General features: G+C 71.3%; 1 protein-coding gene (cut by a window edge). It reads left to right on the plus strand.

The features are described from left to right. Positions 1-17,255, plus strand: the 5' portion of a protein-coding gene (locus O7609_RS15590) for a type I polyketide synthase (protein ID WP_269743729.1). It continues 19,219 nt past the right edge of the window; only the first 17,255 of its 36,474 coding nucleotides appear in the window; it begins with the start codon at positions 1-3; its stop codon lies off the right edge, out of view.

Here is a 17,255-nt window from a genome sequence, read left to right on the forward strand (position 1 = left end):
GTGGCGAGCGCGGACGCGGGCGCGCACGCGGCCCGTACCGAACCCATAGCGGTCGTCGGACTCGCCTGCCGGCTGCCGGGCGCCTCCGACCCCGCCGCCTTCTGGCGGCTGCTGCGCGAGGGCCGCGAAGCCGTCACCGACACGCCCGCCGAGCGCCACGGCGGCGCCGAACCCGGGCGAGCCGGTCCGCACCGTCCGGAGGACGAGGACACGCTCCCCGGCAGGGGCGGCTTCCTCGACCACGTCGACCGCTTCGACGCCGCCTTCTTCGGCATCTCCCCGCGCGAGGCCGTCGCCATGGACCCGCAGCAGCGGCTGATGCTCGAACTGGGCTGGGAGAGCCTGGAGGACGCCGGCATCGTCCCCGGCTCGCTCGCCGACCGCAGCACCGGCGTCTTCGTCGGTGCCATCGGGGACGACTACGCCACCCTCCTGCACCAGCAGGGCTCCCAGGCCATCGGCGCCCACAGCGCCACCGGCCTGCACCGCAGCATCATCGCCAACCGCATCTCCTACGCCCTGCACCTGACCGGGCCCAGCATGACGGTCGACACCGGCCAGTCCTCGTCGCTCGTCGCCGTCCACCTGGCCTGCGAAAGCCTGCGCACCGGCGAGAGCGAGATCGCCCTCGCCGGTGGCGTCAACCTCAACCTCGTTCCCGAGAGCACCATCAGCGCCGCCAAGTTCGGCGCCCTCTCGCCCGACGGCCGCTGCTACACCTTCGACGCGCGGGCCAACGGCTACGTCCGCGGCGAGGGCGCCGGACTCGTCGTCCTCAAGCCGCTCTCCCGCGCCCTGGCCGACGGGGACGACGTCCACTGCCTCATCGTCGGCAGCGCCACCGGCAACGACGGCGGCGGCGAGGGCCTCACCGTGCCCAGCCCCGACGGCCAGCGGCGCGTCCTCTCCCACGCCTACCGGCGCGCCGGGGTCGAACCCGCCGACGTCCAGTACGTCGAGCTGCACGGCACCGGCACCCGCCGCGGCGACCCCGTCGAGGCCGCCGCACTCGGCAGCGTCTTCGGCGGCGCCGCGTCCGGGGGCGCCGCGTCCGGGGATTCGGGAGACGCCGGCCGCAGCCCCCTGGCCGTCGGCTCCGTCAAGACCAACATCGGTCACCTGGAGGGGGCCGCGGGCATCGCGGGCCTCCTCAAGACCGCCCTCGCCCTCCGCCACCGCGAACTCCCCGCCAGCCTCAACTTCCAGCGGGAACACCCCGACATCCCCCTCGGCGAGCTGGGACTGCGCGTCCAGACCCGCCTCGGCGCCTGGCCCCGAGAGGAGGACCGGCTCCTCGCCGGTGTCAGCTCCTTCGGCATGGGCGGCACCAACTGCCACGTCGTCCTCGCCGAAGCCCCGCGGACGACGGACGGGGACGCGGACGGGGGCACGGGCGCGGACACCTTGGCCGCCGCCCGGTGCGCCGACGCCGTGCCTGCCCCTGGCACCACTCCTGGCGCGGACGCGGACGCTGCCGCGGGCCCGGGCACCGTGCGGGGCTGGGCGCTCTCCGCCCGTACCGCCACGGCCCTGCGAGCCCAGGCCCGCCGACTGCGCGCCCACCTCGACACACACCCACACCCCCGACCGTCCACCGCCGACGTCGCCCACTCCCTCGCGACCACGCGTACCGCCTTCGCGCGCCGCGCCGTCGTCCTCGCCACCGAGTACGAGGACTTCTCCCGCGCCCTCGCCGACCTCGCCGCCGGCCGGCCCAACCCCGCCGTCGTCCAGGGCACCGTCGACGACGGCGCCACCGCCTTCCTCTTCTCCGGCCAGGGCAGCCAGCGCATCGGCATGGGCCGCGAACTGTACGAGGCCGAGCCCGCGTTCGCCCGGGCCCTGGACGAGGTCTGCGCACACCTCGACCCCGACGTGCGCACCCTCCTCTTCGCCGAGCCCACCCCCGAGCACACCCACCGGCTCGCCCAGACCGCCTACACCCAGCCCGCCCTCTTCGCCGTCGAGGTCGCACTCCACCGGTACGTCACCTCCACCCTCGGCATCGCCCCCGACTACCTCCTCGGCCACTCCGTCGGCGAACTCGCCGCCGCCCACGCCGCCGGAGTGCTCTCGCTCCCCGACGCCTGCGCCCTCGTCACCGCCCGCGGCCGGCTCATGCAGACCCTGCCCGAGGGCGGCGCCATGGTCGCCGTCGAAGCCACCGAAGCCGAGATCACCGCGGAACTCGACCGAGCCGACTGCCACGGCGCCGCAGCGCTCTCCCTCGCCGCCGTCAACGGCCCGCGGGCCTGCGTCGTCTCCGGGGACGCCGACGCCGTCACCGCGTTCGCCGCCGCCTGGGCCGAGCGCGGCCGCCGCACCCGCGCCCTGACCGTCAGCCACGCCTTCCACTCCGGGCACATGGACCCGATGCTGGCCGACTTCCGCCGCGTCGCCGAAGGGCTCGACTACCACCCGCCGGCCATCCCCGTCGTTTCCAACCTCACCGGCCGCCCCGCCGACGCCGCCGAGATCCAGACCCCCGACTACTGGGTCCGGCACGTCCGGCAGGCCGTCCGCTTCGCCGACGGCGTCCACTGGCTCCTCGACCAGAACGTCACCGCCTTCCTGGAGCTCGGCCCCGACGGCGCCCTGTGCGCCATGGCACGCGCCTGCGCCGCCGAGCGGCACGCCACGGCCGACGGCACCGGCGCGGAGCCCGCACGGGGCGGTGCGCGGGACGCCGCCTTCCACGCCGTGCTGCGCCGCGACCGGCCCGAGCCGCTCAGCCTCGCCGCCGCCATGGCCGGGCTCCACGTGCGCGGCGCCGCCCCGGCCCGCCCCGCCCTCACCGCCGAGGCCCGCGCCCGCCGCGTCCCCCTGCCCACCTACGCCTTCCAGCGCAAGCGGTACTGGCTCACGGGGGCCGGGGTGTCCGACGTCCCGGCCCCGGGGGCGTTCCCGGCCCCGGCAACGGTTCCGGGGGCCTCCTCGGCCGGGGACGAGGCCGAGGAGCACGAGCACGGTCAGGCCACGCCCGCCGACGCCCCCGCCGACGCCCCGACCTCCTGGCGAGCACGCCTCGCCGCGCTCAGCGCCCCCGAGCAGACCCGAGCCGTGCTGGACCAGGTGCGCACCGACATCGCCATGGTTCTCGGCCACAGCGCGGCGGCCGACCCCGCCGACGGTGACGACGGCATCGACGTCACCTGGTCCTTCAAGGACCTCGGCTTCGACTCCCTCACCTCCGTCGAACTCCGCGACCGGCTCGGAGCCTCCACCGGCCTGCGGCTGCCGTCCAGCCTGCTCTTCGACCACCCCACCCCGGCCACCCTCGCCGAACACCTCCGGGCCGAACTCCTCGGCGTCGCCGCCGACGCCTCCGCGTCCGTCCGTCGGCGCCGGTCCGGGGCCGGGGCCGGTTCCGCGGGCACCGGGGAACCCGTCGCCATCGTCGGCATGGCCTGCCGCTACCCCGGCGACATCACCTCACCCGAGGCGCTGTGGCGCGTCGTCGCCGGGGAGCAGGACGTCATCACCCCCTTCCCCACCGACCGAGGCTGGGACCTCGAAGCCCTCTACCACGCCGACCCCCATCACCACGGCACCAGCTACACCCGTGAGGGCGGCTTCCTGCACGACGCGGCCGAGTTCGACGCCGAGTTCTTCGGCATCTCGCCGCGCGAGGCCCTGGCCATGGACCCCCAGCAGCGCCTGCTCCTGGAGACCAGCTGGGAAGCCTTCGAACGGGCCGGTATCGACCCCGCCACCCTGCGCGGCTCGCAGACCGGTGTCTTCGCCGGAGCCATGTCCCAGGACTACGGCGACCGACTCCACGAGGCCGGCGAACCCGCCGAGGGCTTCACCCTCACCGGCAGCGCCGCCAGCGTCGTGTCCGGGCGCCTCTCCTACACCTTCGGCCTCCAGGGCCCGGCGGTGACGGTGGACACCGCGTGCTCGTCGTCGCTCGTCGCCCTGCACATGGCCGTGCAGTCGCTGCGCAACGACGAATGCGACCTCGCGCTGGCGGGTGGCGTGACCGTCATGCCGACCCCCGGGATGTTCGTCGAGTTCAGCCGTCAGCGGGGCCTGTCGGCCGACGGCCGCTGCAAGCCCTTCGCCGAGGCCGCCGACGGCACCGCCTGGGCCGAGGGCGCCGGCATGCTCGTCGTCGAGCGCCTGTCGGACGCCCGCCGCAACGGTCACCGGGTGTTGGCGGTGGTGCGGGGTTCGGCGGTGAACCAGGACGGTGCGTCGAACGGTCTGACGGCGCCCAACGGCCCCTCCCAGCAGCGGGTGATCCACCAGGCACTGGCCAACGCCGACCTCACCCCGTCCGACGTCGACGCCGTCGAGGCGCACGGCACGGGTACGACGTTGGGTGACCCGATCGAGGCGCAGGCGCTGCTGGCGACCTACGGCCAGGGCCGGGACGCGGACCAGCCGCTCTGGCTCGGCTCGGTCAAGTCCAACTTCGGGCACACGCAGGCCTCCGCGGGTGTGGCGGGTGTGATCAAGACGGTGATGGCGTTGCGGTGCGGGGTGTTGCCGCGGACGTTGCATGTGGATGAGCCGACGCCGCATGTGGACTGGTCGTCGGGTGGTGTGCGGTTGCTGCGTGAGGCGCGGGAGTGGGTGCGTCGGGGTGACCGGCCGCGTCGTGGTGCGGTGTCGTCGTTCGGTGTCTCGGGCACGAACGCGCATGTGATCGTCGAGGAGGTGGGGTCGGACGACGTCACCGCCGAGCCGGAGACGGTGCTGGGTGGTGGGCGCGGCCTTGCGGGTTCGTCGGTGGTGCCGTGGGTGGTGTCGTCGCGTTCGGTGGGGGCGTTGGCGGCGCAGGCGGGTCGTGTGGCTGAGGCTTCGGTGGGTTTGGATCCGGTTGATGTGGGTTGGGGTCTGGTGTCGTCGCGTTCGGTGTGGGAGCACCGTGCGGTGGTGTGGGGTTCGGGGTCGGGTGAGCTGGCGTCGGGGTTGGGGGCGTTGGCGTCGGGTGAGGTGGTGGGGAACGTGGTTTCGGGGGTTGTTGCGGGTGGTTCGGGTGGTTCGGGTGGTGTGGTGTTGGTGTTTCCGGGTCAGGGTTCGCAGTGGTTGGGGATGGGCCGGGGGCTGTTGGCGTCGTCGCCGGTGTTCGCGGATCGTCTGGCTGAGTGTGAGACGGCCCTTGCTCCGCACGTTGAGTGGTCGTTGCGTGAGGTGCTGACGGGCGGGGATGAGGGTTGGCTGGATCGGGTGGATGTGGTGCAGCCGGTGTTGTGGGCGGTGATGGTGTCGTTGGCGGCGGTGTGGGAGTCCTTGGGTGTTGAGCCTGCTGGGGTGGTGGGTCATTCGCAGGGTGAGATTGCGGCTGCGGTGGTGGCGGGTGTGTTGAGTGTGGGGGATGGGGCGCGGGTGGTGGCGTTGCGGTCGGCTGCGATCCGGGAGGAGTTGGCGGGTCGTGGGGGCATGGTGTCGTTGGCGACGGGGGTGGAGCAGGCGGCGGCGTGGGTGGAGCCGTTCGGGGGCCGGGTCTCGGTTGCGGTGCTGAATGGTCCGTCGGCGACGGTGGTTGCGGGGGAGCCGGGGGCGTTGGAGGAGATCGCGGCGATGGCGGAGGCGGCCGGGGTGCGGGCTCGTCGGGTTCCGGTGGACTACGCCTCGCACTCGGTCCACGTGGAGGACATTCGCACGCGGCTGTTGGAGGCTCTGGCCGGCGTGGAGCCGCACGAGTCCCGGGTACCGGTGATCTCCACGGTGACGGGTGGGGTGTTGGACACCTCCACGATGGATGCGGCGTATTGGTACGCGAATCTGCGGGAGCCGGTGCGGTTCACCGATGCCGTGACCGAGGCGCTGGGGTCCGGTCACCGTACCTTTGTCGAGGTCAGTGCCCATCCGGTGTTGACGATGGGTGTGCAGGCGATCGCGGAGGCGGCCGAGGTCGAGGCGACCGTCGTGGGGACGTTGCGTCGGGAGGAGGATGAGTCGGCCCGGTTCATCGCGTCGGCGGCGGAGTTGTGGGTCCGGGGTGTGGATGTCGACTGGTCGGCTGTCTACGCGGGCCGTTCCGTGCGGCGGGTTGATCTGCCCACCTACCCCTTCCAGCGTCAGCGCTACTGGATGGAGTCCACGGCGGGAAGCGGGGATGTGAGCGGCGCCGGGCTTCAGGCGGCCGAGCATCCCTTCCTCGGCGCGACCGTCGGCTTGGCCGGAGGCGATGGCGCCGTGCTGACCGGGCGCCTTTCCCTGCGCACCCATCCGTGGCTCGCCGACCATGCCGTTGCCGGGACCGTGGTGTTCCCGGGGACGGGGTTCGTGGAACTGGCCGTCCGGGCCGGGGACGAGGTCGACTGCGGGTATGTGCGTGAGCTGACGCTGCAGGCGCCGCTGGTCCTGACCGACCAGGGGGCCGTTCAGGTTCAGGTGGTCGTCGGGGCGCCGGACGTGGAGGGACGGCGGTCGCTGGCGATCTACTCTCGGCCCGCCGGTTCCGGCACGGACGGTGGGGGCGAGCTCTGGATCCGGCACGCTGAGGGGATCTTGGAGGCCGAGGCGCCGTCCGTTCCGGCTGAAGACCTCGCCGCCTGGCCTCCTGCGGGCGCGGAGCCGGTGGACGTGCGCGACCGGTACCTGCGGCTGAGCGCTGCCTCCTACGGCTACGGTCCGGTCTTCCAGGGGCTTCAGGCGATGTGGCGGCGGGGAGAGGAGCTCTTCGCGGAGGTCGTGCTGCCGGACGAGCAGCAGGGCGAGGCCGGCCGCTTCGGGATTCACCCGGCGCTGCTGGACGCGGCGCTGCACGCGGCGCTCCCGGTGGGCGGCGGTGAGACCCTCCTGCCGTTCGTGTGGTCGGGTGTCTCGTTGGCCGCTGTGGGGGCCTCGTCCGTTCGCGTGCGCCTGGCGCCTGCGGGTGGTGACGCGGTGTCCCTGCTGGTGGCCGACGCCGCCGGGGCGCCCGTGGTCTGGGCGGAGTCGTTGGCGTTGCGGCCGGTCGACGTCGAGCGTCTCGACACCGGCGGCGCGGCGCAGCGCGACGGGCTGCTGCGCACGGAGTGGCAGCCCCTCACGCTGGATCCTCGGGCCGATGAGCTGGAACGGTGGGCGCTGTTGGGCGACGAGGACGCGTTCGGGTTCCATCTGCCGAAGCACCCGAGCGTGGCCGCGCTTGCGGCTCTGGAGCAGCCGCCGCTGGCCGCGGTGCTCTGCGTCCAAAGCGGCCAGGGACCGGGCCGGGCAGACCAAGCAGGCCAGGCGGACCAGGCGGTAGTGGCGCACGAGACGCTGATCCGTACCTGGGAGACCGTGTGTGACTGGTTGGCCGAGGAGCGGTTGGCTGGATCCCGTCTCGTCGTGGCGACGCGCGGTGCGGTGGCGACGGCGGCCGAGGGCGTATCCGACCTGGCCGCGGCGGGTGTGTGGGGGCTGCTGCGCTCGGCTGAGGCGGAGAACCCGGGGCGGTTCGCGCTCGTGGACGTCGACCCTGACAGCGCTGGCCCGAGCATCGATGCATCGGTGTCCTCGCTGGCCGCCGCGGTGAGTGGGGGCGAGTGGCAGGTCCGTGTGCGAGGCGGGGAGCTGGCGGCGCCGCGGTTGGTGCGCGCGGCGGGCACGACGGGCGAGGAGTCCCCGGGGTGGTCGGGTACCGGGACGGTGTTGGTGACCGGTGGCACCGGCACCCTGGGTGCGTTGGTGGCACGGCGCCTGGTGCGGGAGCACGGGGTACGGCATCTTCTGCTGACCAGCCGCCGGGGCCTGGGGGCGTCGGGTGCCACGGAGTTGGTTGCCGAACTCGAGGCTCAGGGAGCCTCGGTCGAGGTCGCCCGGTGCGACGTGGCCGACCGGGATCAGGCAGCCGCGCTGCTGGAACGGATACCCGGAGCACGTCCTCTGACCGGCGTCGTGCACACGGCCGGAGTCCTGGACGACGCCGTCGTCACCGGGCTCACGCCCGAGCGGTTCGAGCGGGTGCTGCGGCCGAAGGCGGATGCGGCGGTTCACCTGCACGAGCTGACCCGTGACAGCGAGCACCTGTCGCACTTCGTCCTCTTCTCCTCGGTCGTGGGGGTTCTGGGTGGCCCCGGGCAGGGCAACTACGCCGCGGCGAACGCCTTCCTCGACGCGCTGGCTCAGCAGCGTCGGGCCGAAGGGTTGCCCGCTACGTCGTTGGCGTGGGGACTGTGGGAGGACGCCAGCGGCATGACCGGCCACATGGACCAGACCGCCGTCCTGCGGATGGCCCGTGCCGGAATCGTCGGGCTGCCCACCGAGCAGGGTCTCGACCTCTTCGACGCGGGGACTGCCGGGAGCGACGCAGCCCTGGTCGCGGCCAAGCTCGACCAGGGTGCTCTGCGTTCCCACGCGGTGAACGGCACCCTCGCACCGATGCTTCAAGGCCTCGTCCGCGGCGCCGGACGCCGGACGGCCGCGGCCCCGCAGGGCGGAGCGGTCGCCGACTCCCTGAGCCGGAGGCTGGCCGGCCTCACGCGCGAGGAGCAGGAGCACGAACTGCTCAGCCTCGTCCGAGTCAACGTCGCCCTGGTGCTCGGATACGCATCCGACCGCACGGTGGACACCGACCGGACGTTCAAGGAGTTGGGTTTTGATTCCTTGTTGGCGGTGGAGTTGCGGAATCGGTTGGGTGAGGCGTCGGGTTTGAGGTTGCCGGCGACGTTGGTGTTTGATTTTCCGACTCCGGTTGCGGTGGCGGGGTTGTTGTTGGGTGAGTTGGTGGGTGGTGTTGAGGGTTCTGAGGGTGTTGTAGCGGGTGTGGGTGCGGGTGTGGTGTCGGGGGTTGGTGTGGATGATCCGGTGGTGATTGTGGGTGCGGCGTGTCGGTATCCGGGTGGGGTGTCGTCGCCGGAGGAGTTGTGGGGTTTGGTTGTGGGTGGTGGTGATGCGGTGGGTGGTTTTCCGGTGGATCGTGGTTGGGATCTGGGCGGTTTGCGGGAGCGGTCTGCTGCGGTTGAGGGTGGGTTCTTGTATGGGGCGGCGGAGTTCGATGCGGGGTTGTTCGGGGTGTCGCCGCGTGAGGCGGTGGCGATGGATCCGCAGCAGCGTTTGTTGTTGGAGACGTCGTGGGAGGTTTTCGAGCGGGCGGGTATCGCGGTGGATGCGGTGCGGGGGAGTCGTACCGGTGTTTTCGCGGGCGTGATGTACCACGACTACGCCAGCCGACTGAGCACCGTTCCGGAAGAGGTCGAGGGATATCTCGGCACCGGAAGCTGGGCCAGCGTGCTGTCCGGGCGTCTGGCTTACACGTTCGGTCTCGAAGGTCCGGCGGTGTCGGTGGACACGGCGTGTTCGTCGTCGTTGGTGGCGTTGCACCTGGCGGCGCAGTCGTTGCGGCAGGGCGAGTGCGACATGGCCCTGGCCGGCGGCGTCACCGTCATGCCGACACCGGCGACCTTCGTGGAGTTCAGCCGCCAGGGTGGTCTCGCCGCCGACGGCCGGTGCAAGCCGTTCGCGGCCGCGGCTGACGGGACGGGTTGGTCCGAGGGCGCGGGTGTGCTGTTGCTGGAGCGGTTGTCGGACGCGCGTCGTCAGGGGCATCGGGTGCTGGCGGTGGTGCGGGGATCGGCGATCAACCAGGATGGTGCGTCGAACGGTCTGACGGCGCCGAACGGGCCCTCGCAGCAGCGGGTGATCCGTCAGGCACTGGCCAATGCCGGGCTCGCCCCGGGTGATGTCGACGTGGTGGAGGCGCACGGTACGGGGACGACGTTGGGCGACCCGATCGAGGCGCAGGCGCTGCTGGCCACGTATGGGCAGGGCCGGGAGGCGGACCGGCCGCTGTGGCTGGGCTCGATCAAGTCCAACATCGGGCACACGCAGGCCGCGGCGGGTGTCGCGGGTGTGATCAAGATGGTGATGGCGATGCAGGCGGGGGAGCTTCCCCGCACCCTGCACGTGGATGAGCCGAGCCCCCACGTCGACTGGGCGAGCGGCAACGTCCGACTCCTCACCGAGGCGACCGAGTGGCCGCAGGCCGACAGGGCACGTCGAGCGGCTGTCTCGGCGTTCGGCATCGGCGGTACGAACGCTCACGTGGTGTTGGAGCAGGCTCCGGGGGTGGAGGCTGCTGAGGTTTCGGGTGTTTCCGGTTCGGGTTCGGGTGTGGGTGTGGTGCCGTGGGTGTTGTCGGCGGCTTCGGATGCGGGGTTGGTGGCTCAGGCGGGGCGGTTGGCTGAGCGTGTTGGTGTGGGTTCTGGTGTGGGTTCTGGGTTGGGTGCGGTGGATGTGGGGTGGTCGTTGGCGTCGGGTCGTGCGGCGTTGTCGCGTCGTGCGGTGGTGTGGGGTGCGGATGTGGGTGAGTTGCGGGAGCGGCTTGGTGGTGTGGTTTCGGCTGGGGGTTCTGTGGTGGATGGTCGTCTTGCGGTGTTGTTCTCGGGTCAGGGTGCGCAGCGGTTGGGGATGGGTGCGGAGTTGGCTGGGGTGTTTCCGGTGTTTCGGGAGGCGTTTGCTGAGGTGTGTGGGGGGTTTGAGGGGTTGTTGCCGCGGTCGTTGGGTGAGGTGTTGGGGTCTGGTGTGGGTTCGGGTGTGGGGGGGTTGGTGGATGAGACGGTGTTTGCGCAGGCGGGTTTGTTTGCGGTGGAGGTGGGGTTGTGGCGGTTGGTGGAGTCGTGGGGGGTGCGGCCTGATTTTGTTGTGGGTCATTCGGTGGGTGAGGTGGCGGCTGCGTTCGCGGCGGGGGTGTTTTCGTTGGAGGATGCGTGTCGTTTGGTGGCTGCGCGGGGTGGTTTGATGCAGGCGCTTCCGGGGGGTGGGGGCATGCTTGCGGTGCAGGCTTCGTTGGGTTGGGTTGGGGAGGTTTTGTCTGGGGTTGTGGGTGTGGAGGTGGCGGCGGTCAATGGGCCGTCGTCGGTTGTGGTTTCGGGTTTGGTGGCGGGGTTGGATGTGGTGGCTGAGCGGTGTGCGGTGTCGGGGGTGAAGGCGCGTCGTTTGAGGGTGTCGCATGGTTTTCATTCGGCGTTGATGGAGCCGATGTTGGCGGAGTTCGGGCGTGTGGTGGAGGGGATTTCGTTCAGTCCGCCCAGTTTGGGTGTGGTGTCGAATGTGTCGGGTGGTTTGGCGGGGGAGGAGTTGTGTTCGCCGGGGTATTGGGTGCGGCATGTGCGTGAGGCGGTGCGTTTCGGTGATGGTGTTGGGTGGTTGTGGTCTGCGGGGGTGCGGAAGTTCTGGGAGTTGGGTCCGGATGCGTCGTTGACGGCGTTGGCTTCGGAATGTGTCGAGGGTGAGGGTGAGGGTGGCGGGGTGTTCGTGGCTTCGATGCGGCGTGGGAAGGGCGAGGTGGAGACGTTCACCTCGGCCGTGTCCAGACTGTGGGCCAGCGGGGTCACCGTCGACTGGCCTGCGGTGTTCGCGGGGCATGAGCCTCGCCGGGTGGAGCTGCCGACGTATGCCTTCCAGCGGGAGCGTTATTGGCTGGAGGAGGCTGGGTCTGGGGTTGCGGATGTCAGTGGTGCCGGTCTGACCGCTGCCGGGCATCCGTTGCTCGGGGCTGCGGTGGGGTCGGCGTCGGATGGTGGCGTGCTGTTGACCGGTCGGGTGTCGCTTGGTGGGCAGGGGTGGTTGGCGGATCACGCGGTGGCGGGGACGGTGCTGTTCCCGGGGACGGGTTTTGTCGAGTTGGCCGTGCGGGCTGGGGACGAGGTGGGTTGCGGGTGTGTGCGGGAGCTGACGTTGCGGGCGCCGTTGGTGGTGCCGGAGCGGGGCGGGGTCCAGGTTCAGGTGGTCGTCGGCCCTGAACAGGACGGCGACGAGGCGGTTCGGACTGTTGCGGTCTACTCGCGGCTTGAGGGTGCTGGAGTGGACGCAGCCTGGACGGAGCATGCCCGGGGAGTGCTCTCACCGCAGTCCCGCCCCGAACCGGGCGTGGGGCTTGAGGCGTGGCCGCCGGCTGGTGCGGAGGCGTTGGATGTTGCCGGGTTCTATGAGCGGGCGGAGTTGGCCGGGTACGGGTACGGTCCGGCGTTCCGGGGGCTGACGGCGGCCTGGCGGCGCGGGGAGGAGCTGTTCGCCGAGGTCAGCCTGCCGGAGGAGCCGCGGAAGGACGCTGCCCGGTTCGGCATGCATCCGGCCCTGCTCGACGCCGCCCTGCATGTGGTGCTGGCCGCGGAGTCCGAGGGCGAGGGGCTGCGGCTGCCGTTCATGTGGGAAGACGTGTCGCTGTTCGCGGTGGGCGCCACGACCGCCCGCGTCCACATAACCCCCACCGGCGCGGAGTCGGTCGGCGTCCGGATCGCCGACGACTCAGGCGCACTGATCGCCGCCGCCGAGTCCCTGACCCTGCGCTCGGTCACGCCTGAGCAGTTGGCCCTTTCGAGTGGTGCTGGGGCGGAGCAGGAGTCGCTCTACCGCCTGGAGTGGACGGGTGCGTCCGTCGAGGACTCCGTCCCGGAGACCGCCTGGTCGGTGCTGGGTGAGGTCGACCTCCCCGGGGGAGGCGGCTCCCGGTACGCCGATCTCCCGACGTTGATCGCCGGTCTGGACGAGGGCGCGGAGGCTCCGGCTCTCGTCATGGTCGGGTTGTCCGCCGCGATGGACGGCGACGACGTGTCCTGTGCCGCGGAACACGTCACAGCGGAGGCCATGGCCCTGCTCCAGGAGTGGCTGGCCGAGGAGCGGCTCGCGGACTCGCGGCTGGTCGTCGTCACCCGTGGCGCGGTGGCCACCAGCGGCGGTGAGCTGCCAGGTCTCCTGTACGCACCGGCGTGGGGGCTCGTTCGTTCCGCCCAGACGGAGAACCCCGGACGCTTCCTGCTGCTGGACCTCGATCCGGCGGTCGAGGTCGCCGCAGGTGAGGACCTCGCCAGGGCCTTGGCCTGCGGTGAGCCGCAGGTTGCGGTGCGTGAGGGTCGGGTGTTGGTGCCGCGTCTGGTGCGGGCGGCCTCGGGTGAGGGGCTGTTGCCGCCGGCCGGTGAGCCGGCCTGGCGCCTGGACACCTCGGGCTCGGGCACGCTGGAGGGGCTGTCCCTCGTGCCGGCGCCCGAGGCATGGGCGCCGCTCGCGGAGGGTGAGGTGCGGATCGAGGTGCGCGCCGCCGGCGTGAACTTCCGCGACGTGCTCATGAGTCTCGGGATGTACCCGGGCGAGCCTCTGCTCGGCAGCGAAGCCGCGGGCGTCGTGCTTGAGGTGGGCCCGGGTGTTTCGGGTCTGGTGGTGGGTGATCGGGTTCTGGGTTTGGTGCCGCGGAGTTTTGGTCCGGTGGTGGTGGCGGATGCGCGTGTGGTGGTGCGGATGCCGGTGGGGTGGTCGTTTGAGCAGGCGGCGGTGGTGCCGGTGGTGTTTTTGACGGCGTTTTACGGGTTGGTGGATCTGGCGGGTGTGCGGTCGGGTGAGCGGGTGTTGGTGCATGCGGGTGCGGGTGGTGTGGGGATGGCGGCGATTCAGTTGGCGCGGTATTTGGGTGCTGAGGTGTTGGCGACGGCGAGTGAGGGGAAGTGGGGGGTTCTTCGGGGTTTGGGGGTTGCGGATGAGTGTATTGCGTCGTCGCGTGATCTCGGTTTTGCGGAGCGGTTCGCGGGTGTGGGTGTGGATGTGGTGTTGAATTCTTTGGCGGGGGAGTTTGTGGATGCGTCGTTGGGGTTGTTGGGTGCGGGGGGCCGGTTTTTGGAGATGGGGAAGACGGATGTGCGGGATGCGGGGGTGGTGGAGTCTGGTTGGGGTGTGGTGTATCGGGCGTTTGACATGTTGGATGCGGGGCCGGTGCGGATTGGGGAGATGCTGGGTGAGTTGATGGGGTTGTTCGAGGCGGGGGTGTTGGTTCCGCTTCCGGTGTCGGTGTGGGATGTGCGGCGGGCTCGTGAGGCGTTTCGGTGGATGAGTCAGGCGCGGCATGTGGGCAAGGTGGCGTTGTCGGTGCCGTGTGGGGTGGATCGTCGGGGCACGGTGTTGGTGACCGGTGGTACGGGTGCGTTGGGTTCGGTGGTGGCGCGGCATGTGGTGGCCGCGTATGGGGTGGGGCATGTGGTGTTGACCAGTCGCAGGGGTATGCGGGCGGATGGTGCGGGTGAGTTGGTGGCCGAGTTGGAGGCGTTGGGTGCGTCGGTGGAGGTGGCGGCGTGTGATGTGGCCGACCGGGAGCAGTTGGCCGCCGTGTTGGAACGCATTCCCGACACCCGGCCCCTGACCGGCGTCATCCACACCGCGGGAGTCGTTGACGACGGAGTACTGGGTGCGCTGACGTCCGAGCAGCTGGCTGCCGTGTGGGCTCCGAAGGCCAGGGCCGCCGTCCATCTGGATGAGCTGACGCGTGGTGCGGATCTGTCGCTGTTCGTGTTGTTCTCGTCGGTGTCGGGTGTGCTGGGTGGTGCGGGGCAGGCGAATTATGCGGCGGCGAACGCGTTCTTGGACGCGTTGGCTGAGCGGCGTCGGGCTGAGGGTCTGCCGGGGTTGTCGTTGGCGTGGGGTTTGTGGGAGCAGGCCGGTTCGATGGCCGGTGGTTTGGAGGAGGCGGACCGGCGTCGGCTGGGACGCATGGGGCTGGCGGCGTTGTCGTCCTCGGAGGGTGTCGAGCTGCTGGACCGCTCGCAGGTCCATGGAGATGCGGCGCTGGTGCCGGCCCGGCTGGACCTGGCGGCCCTGCGCGGACGGGAGGACATACCCACCGTCCTCCGCGGACTCGTGCGCGGTACCGCACGCCGCACCGTGACCGGAAGCGCCTCCCCCAGCACCACCAGCGGTACCGGCCCATTGGCCGCCCGGTTGGCGTCGATGGGCCGCGGTGAGCGGGAGCGGCACCTGCTGGAGCTGGTCCGTGCCGAGGTCGCGGCCGTGCTGGGGCACGGCTCGGGTGCGGCCGTGGAGGCCGAGCGGTCCTTCAAGGAGCAGGGCTTCGACTCGCTGACCGCCGTCGAACTGCGCAACCGCCTGGGTTCGGCCACCGGACTCCGGCTCCCCGCCGCCCTCGTCTTCGACCACCCGAGCCCCGCGCGAGTCGCCGCCTGCCTGCACGTCGAGCTCTGCCCGGACGACGAGCCCGCCGGCACCTCCGGGGCATCGGCTGCGGCAAGCCTTCCGGTCGCCGCCCGCGTCGACGAGCCCATCGCCATCGTCGGCATGGCCTGTCGCTACCCCGGTGGCGTGTCCTCGCCTGAGGAGCTGTGGCGGCTCGTCGACGCGGGCACCGACGCCATCGGCGACTTCCCGGCCGACCGGGGCTGGGACGTGGAGGGCCTGTACCACCCGGACCCGTCGCACCAGGGCACGAGCTACACCCGGCGGGGCGGCTTCCTCTACGACGCCGCCGACTTCGACCCCCACCTGTTCGGCATCTCGCCCCGCGAGGCCCTCGCCATGGACCCGCAGCAACGCCTGCTGCTGGAAACCACCTGGGAGGCCCTGGAGCGTGCCGGTATCGCTTCGGCCTCGTTGAAGGGCACCAACAGCGGCGTCTTCGTCGGAGCCGGATACCCCAGCTACCTCGTCGACCTGGAGCGCACGCCGGACGTCGTCGAGGGGTTCTCGCTGACGGGCAACGCGGCGAGTGTGGTCTCGGGCCGGCTCTCCTACACCTTCGGGCTGGAGGGCCCGGCGGTGACCGTCGACACGGCCTGCTCGTCGTCACTGGTCGCCCTGCACCTGGCTGCCCAGTCGCTGCGCAACGGTGAGTGCGACCTCGCGCTCGCGGGAGGCGTCACCGTCATGCCCGGTCCGGGCCTCTTCCTCGAGTTCAGCCGTCAGCGGGGCCTGTCGGCCGACGGCCGCTGCAAGCCCTTCTCCGCCGCGGCCGACGGCACCGGCTGGGCCGAGGGCGTGGGCGTGCTGGTGGTCGAGCGCCTGTCGGACGCGGTGCGCAACGGGCACCGCGTACTGGCGGTGGTCAAGGGCTCGGCCATCAACCAGGACGGGGCCTCCAACGGCCTGACGGCGCCGAACGGGCCGTCCCAGCAGCGGGTGATCCGCAAGGCTCTCGACGACGCCGGCCTGTCCGCTGCGGAAGTCGACGTGGTGGAGGCGCACGGTACGGGTACGACTTTGGGTGACCCGATCGAGGCGCAGGCGCTGCTGGCCACGTATGGGCAGGGCCGGGAGGCCGACCGGCCGCTGTGGCTGGGGTCGGTGAAGTCCAACTTCGGGCACACGCAGGCTGCGGCGGGTGTCGCGGGTGTGATCAAGATGGTGATGGCGATGCGGGCCGGGGAGCTTCCCCGCACCCTGCACGCCGACGAGCTGAGCCCCCACGTCGATTGGTCGGCCGGCGAAGTCCAACTGCTGACCGAACCCAGGGAATGGGCGACCGAGAACGGACGTCCCCGCCGGGCCGGCGTCTCCGCTTTCGGCATCAGCGGCACCAACGCGCACGTGGTTCTGGAGGAGGCTCCGGGGGACGAGGGGCCGGAGGCCGGTGCGGTCGTGCTCTCGGGCGCCGGCGGTTTGTCCGGGTCGTCGGTGGTGCCGTGGGTGGTGTCGGCGCGTTCGGTGGGGGCGTTGGCGGCGCAGGCGGGTCGTGTGGCCGGTGCGGTGGTGTCGGATGCGGATGTGGTTGATGTGGGGTGGAGTCTGCTGTCGTCGCGTTCGGTGTGGGAGCACCGTGCGGTGGTGTGGGGTTCGGGGTCGGGTGAGCTGGCGTCGGGGTTGGGGGCGTTGGCGTCGGGTGAGGTGGTGGGGAACGTGGTTTCGGGGGTTGTTGCGGGTGGTTCGGGCGTTGCCGACGGTGCTGATGGTGTGGTGTTGGTGTTTCCGGGTCAGGGTTCGCAGTGGTTGGGGATGGGCCGGGGGCTGTTGGCGTCGTCGCCGGTGTTCGCGGATCGTCTGGCGGAGTGTGAGACGGCCCTTGCTCCGCACGTTGAGTGGTCGTTGCGTGAGGTGCTGACGGGCGGGGATGAGGGTTGGTTGGATCGGGTGGATGTGGTGCAGCCGGTGTTGTGGGCGGTGATGGTGTCGTTGGCGGCGGTGTGGGAGTCCTTGGGTGTTGAGCCTGCTGGGGTGGTGGGTCATTCGCAGGGTGAGATTGCGGCTGCGGTGGTGGCGGGTGTGTTGAGTGTGGGGGACGGGGCGCGGGTGGTGGCGTTGCGGTCGGCTGCGATCCGGGAGGAGTTGGCGGGTCGTGGGGGCATGGTGTCGTTGGCGACGGGTGTGGAGCAGGCGGCGGCGTGGGTGGAGCCGTTCGGGGGTCGGGTCTCGGTTGCGGTGCTGAATGGTCCGTCGGCGACGGTGGTTGCGGGGGAGCCGGGGGCGTTGGAGGAGATCGCGGCGATGGCGGAGGCGGCCGGGGTGCGGGCTCGTCGGGTTCCGGTGGACTATGCCTCGCACTCGGTGCAGGTGGAGGACATCCACGCACGTCTCCTGGAGGCTCTGGCCGAGGTCTCACCGAAGGAGTCCCGGGTACCGCTCAT

The sequence above is a fragment of the Streptomyces sp. WMMC1477 genome (assembly GCF_027460245.1).
Lineage (GTDB): Bacteria > Actinomycetota > Actinomycetes > Streptomycetales > Streptomycetaceae > Streptomyces.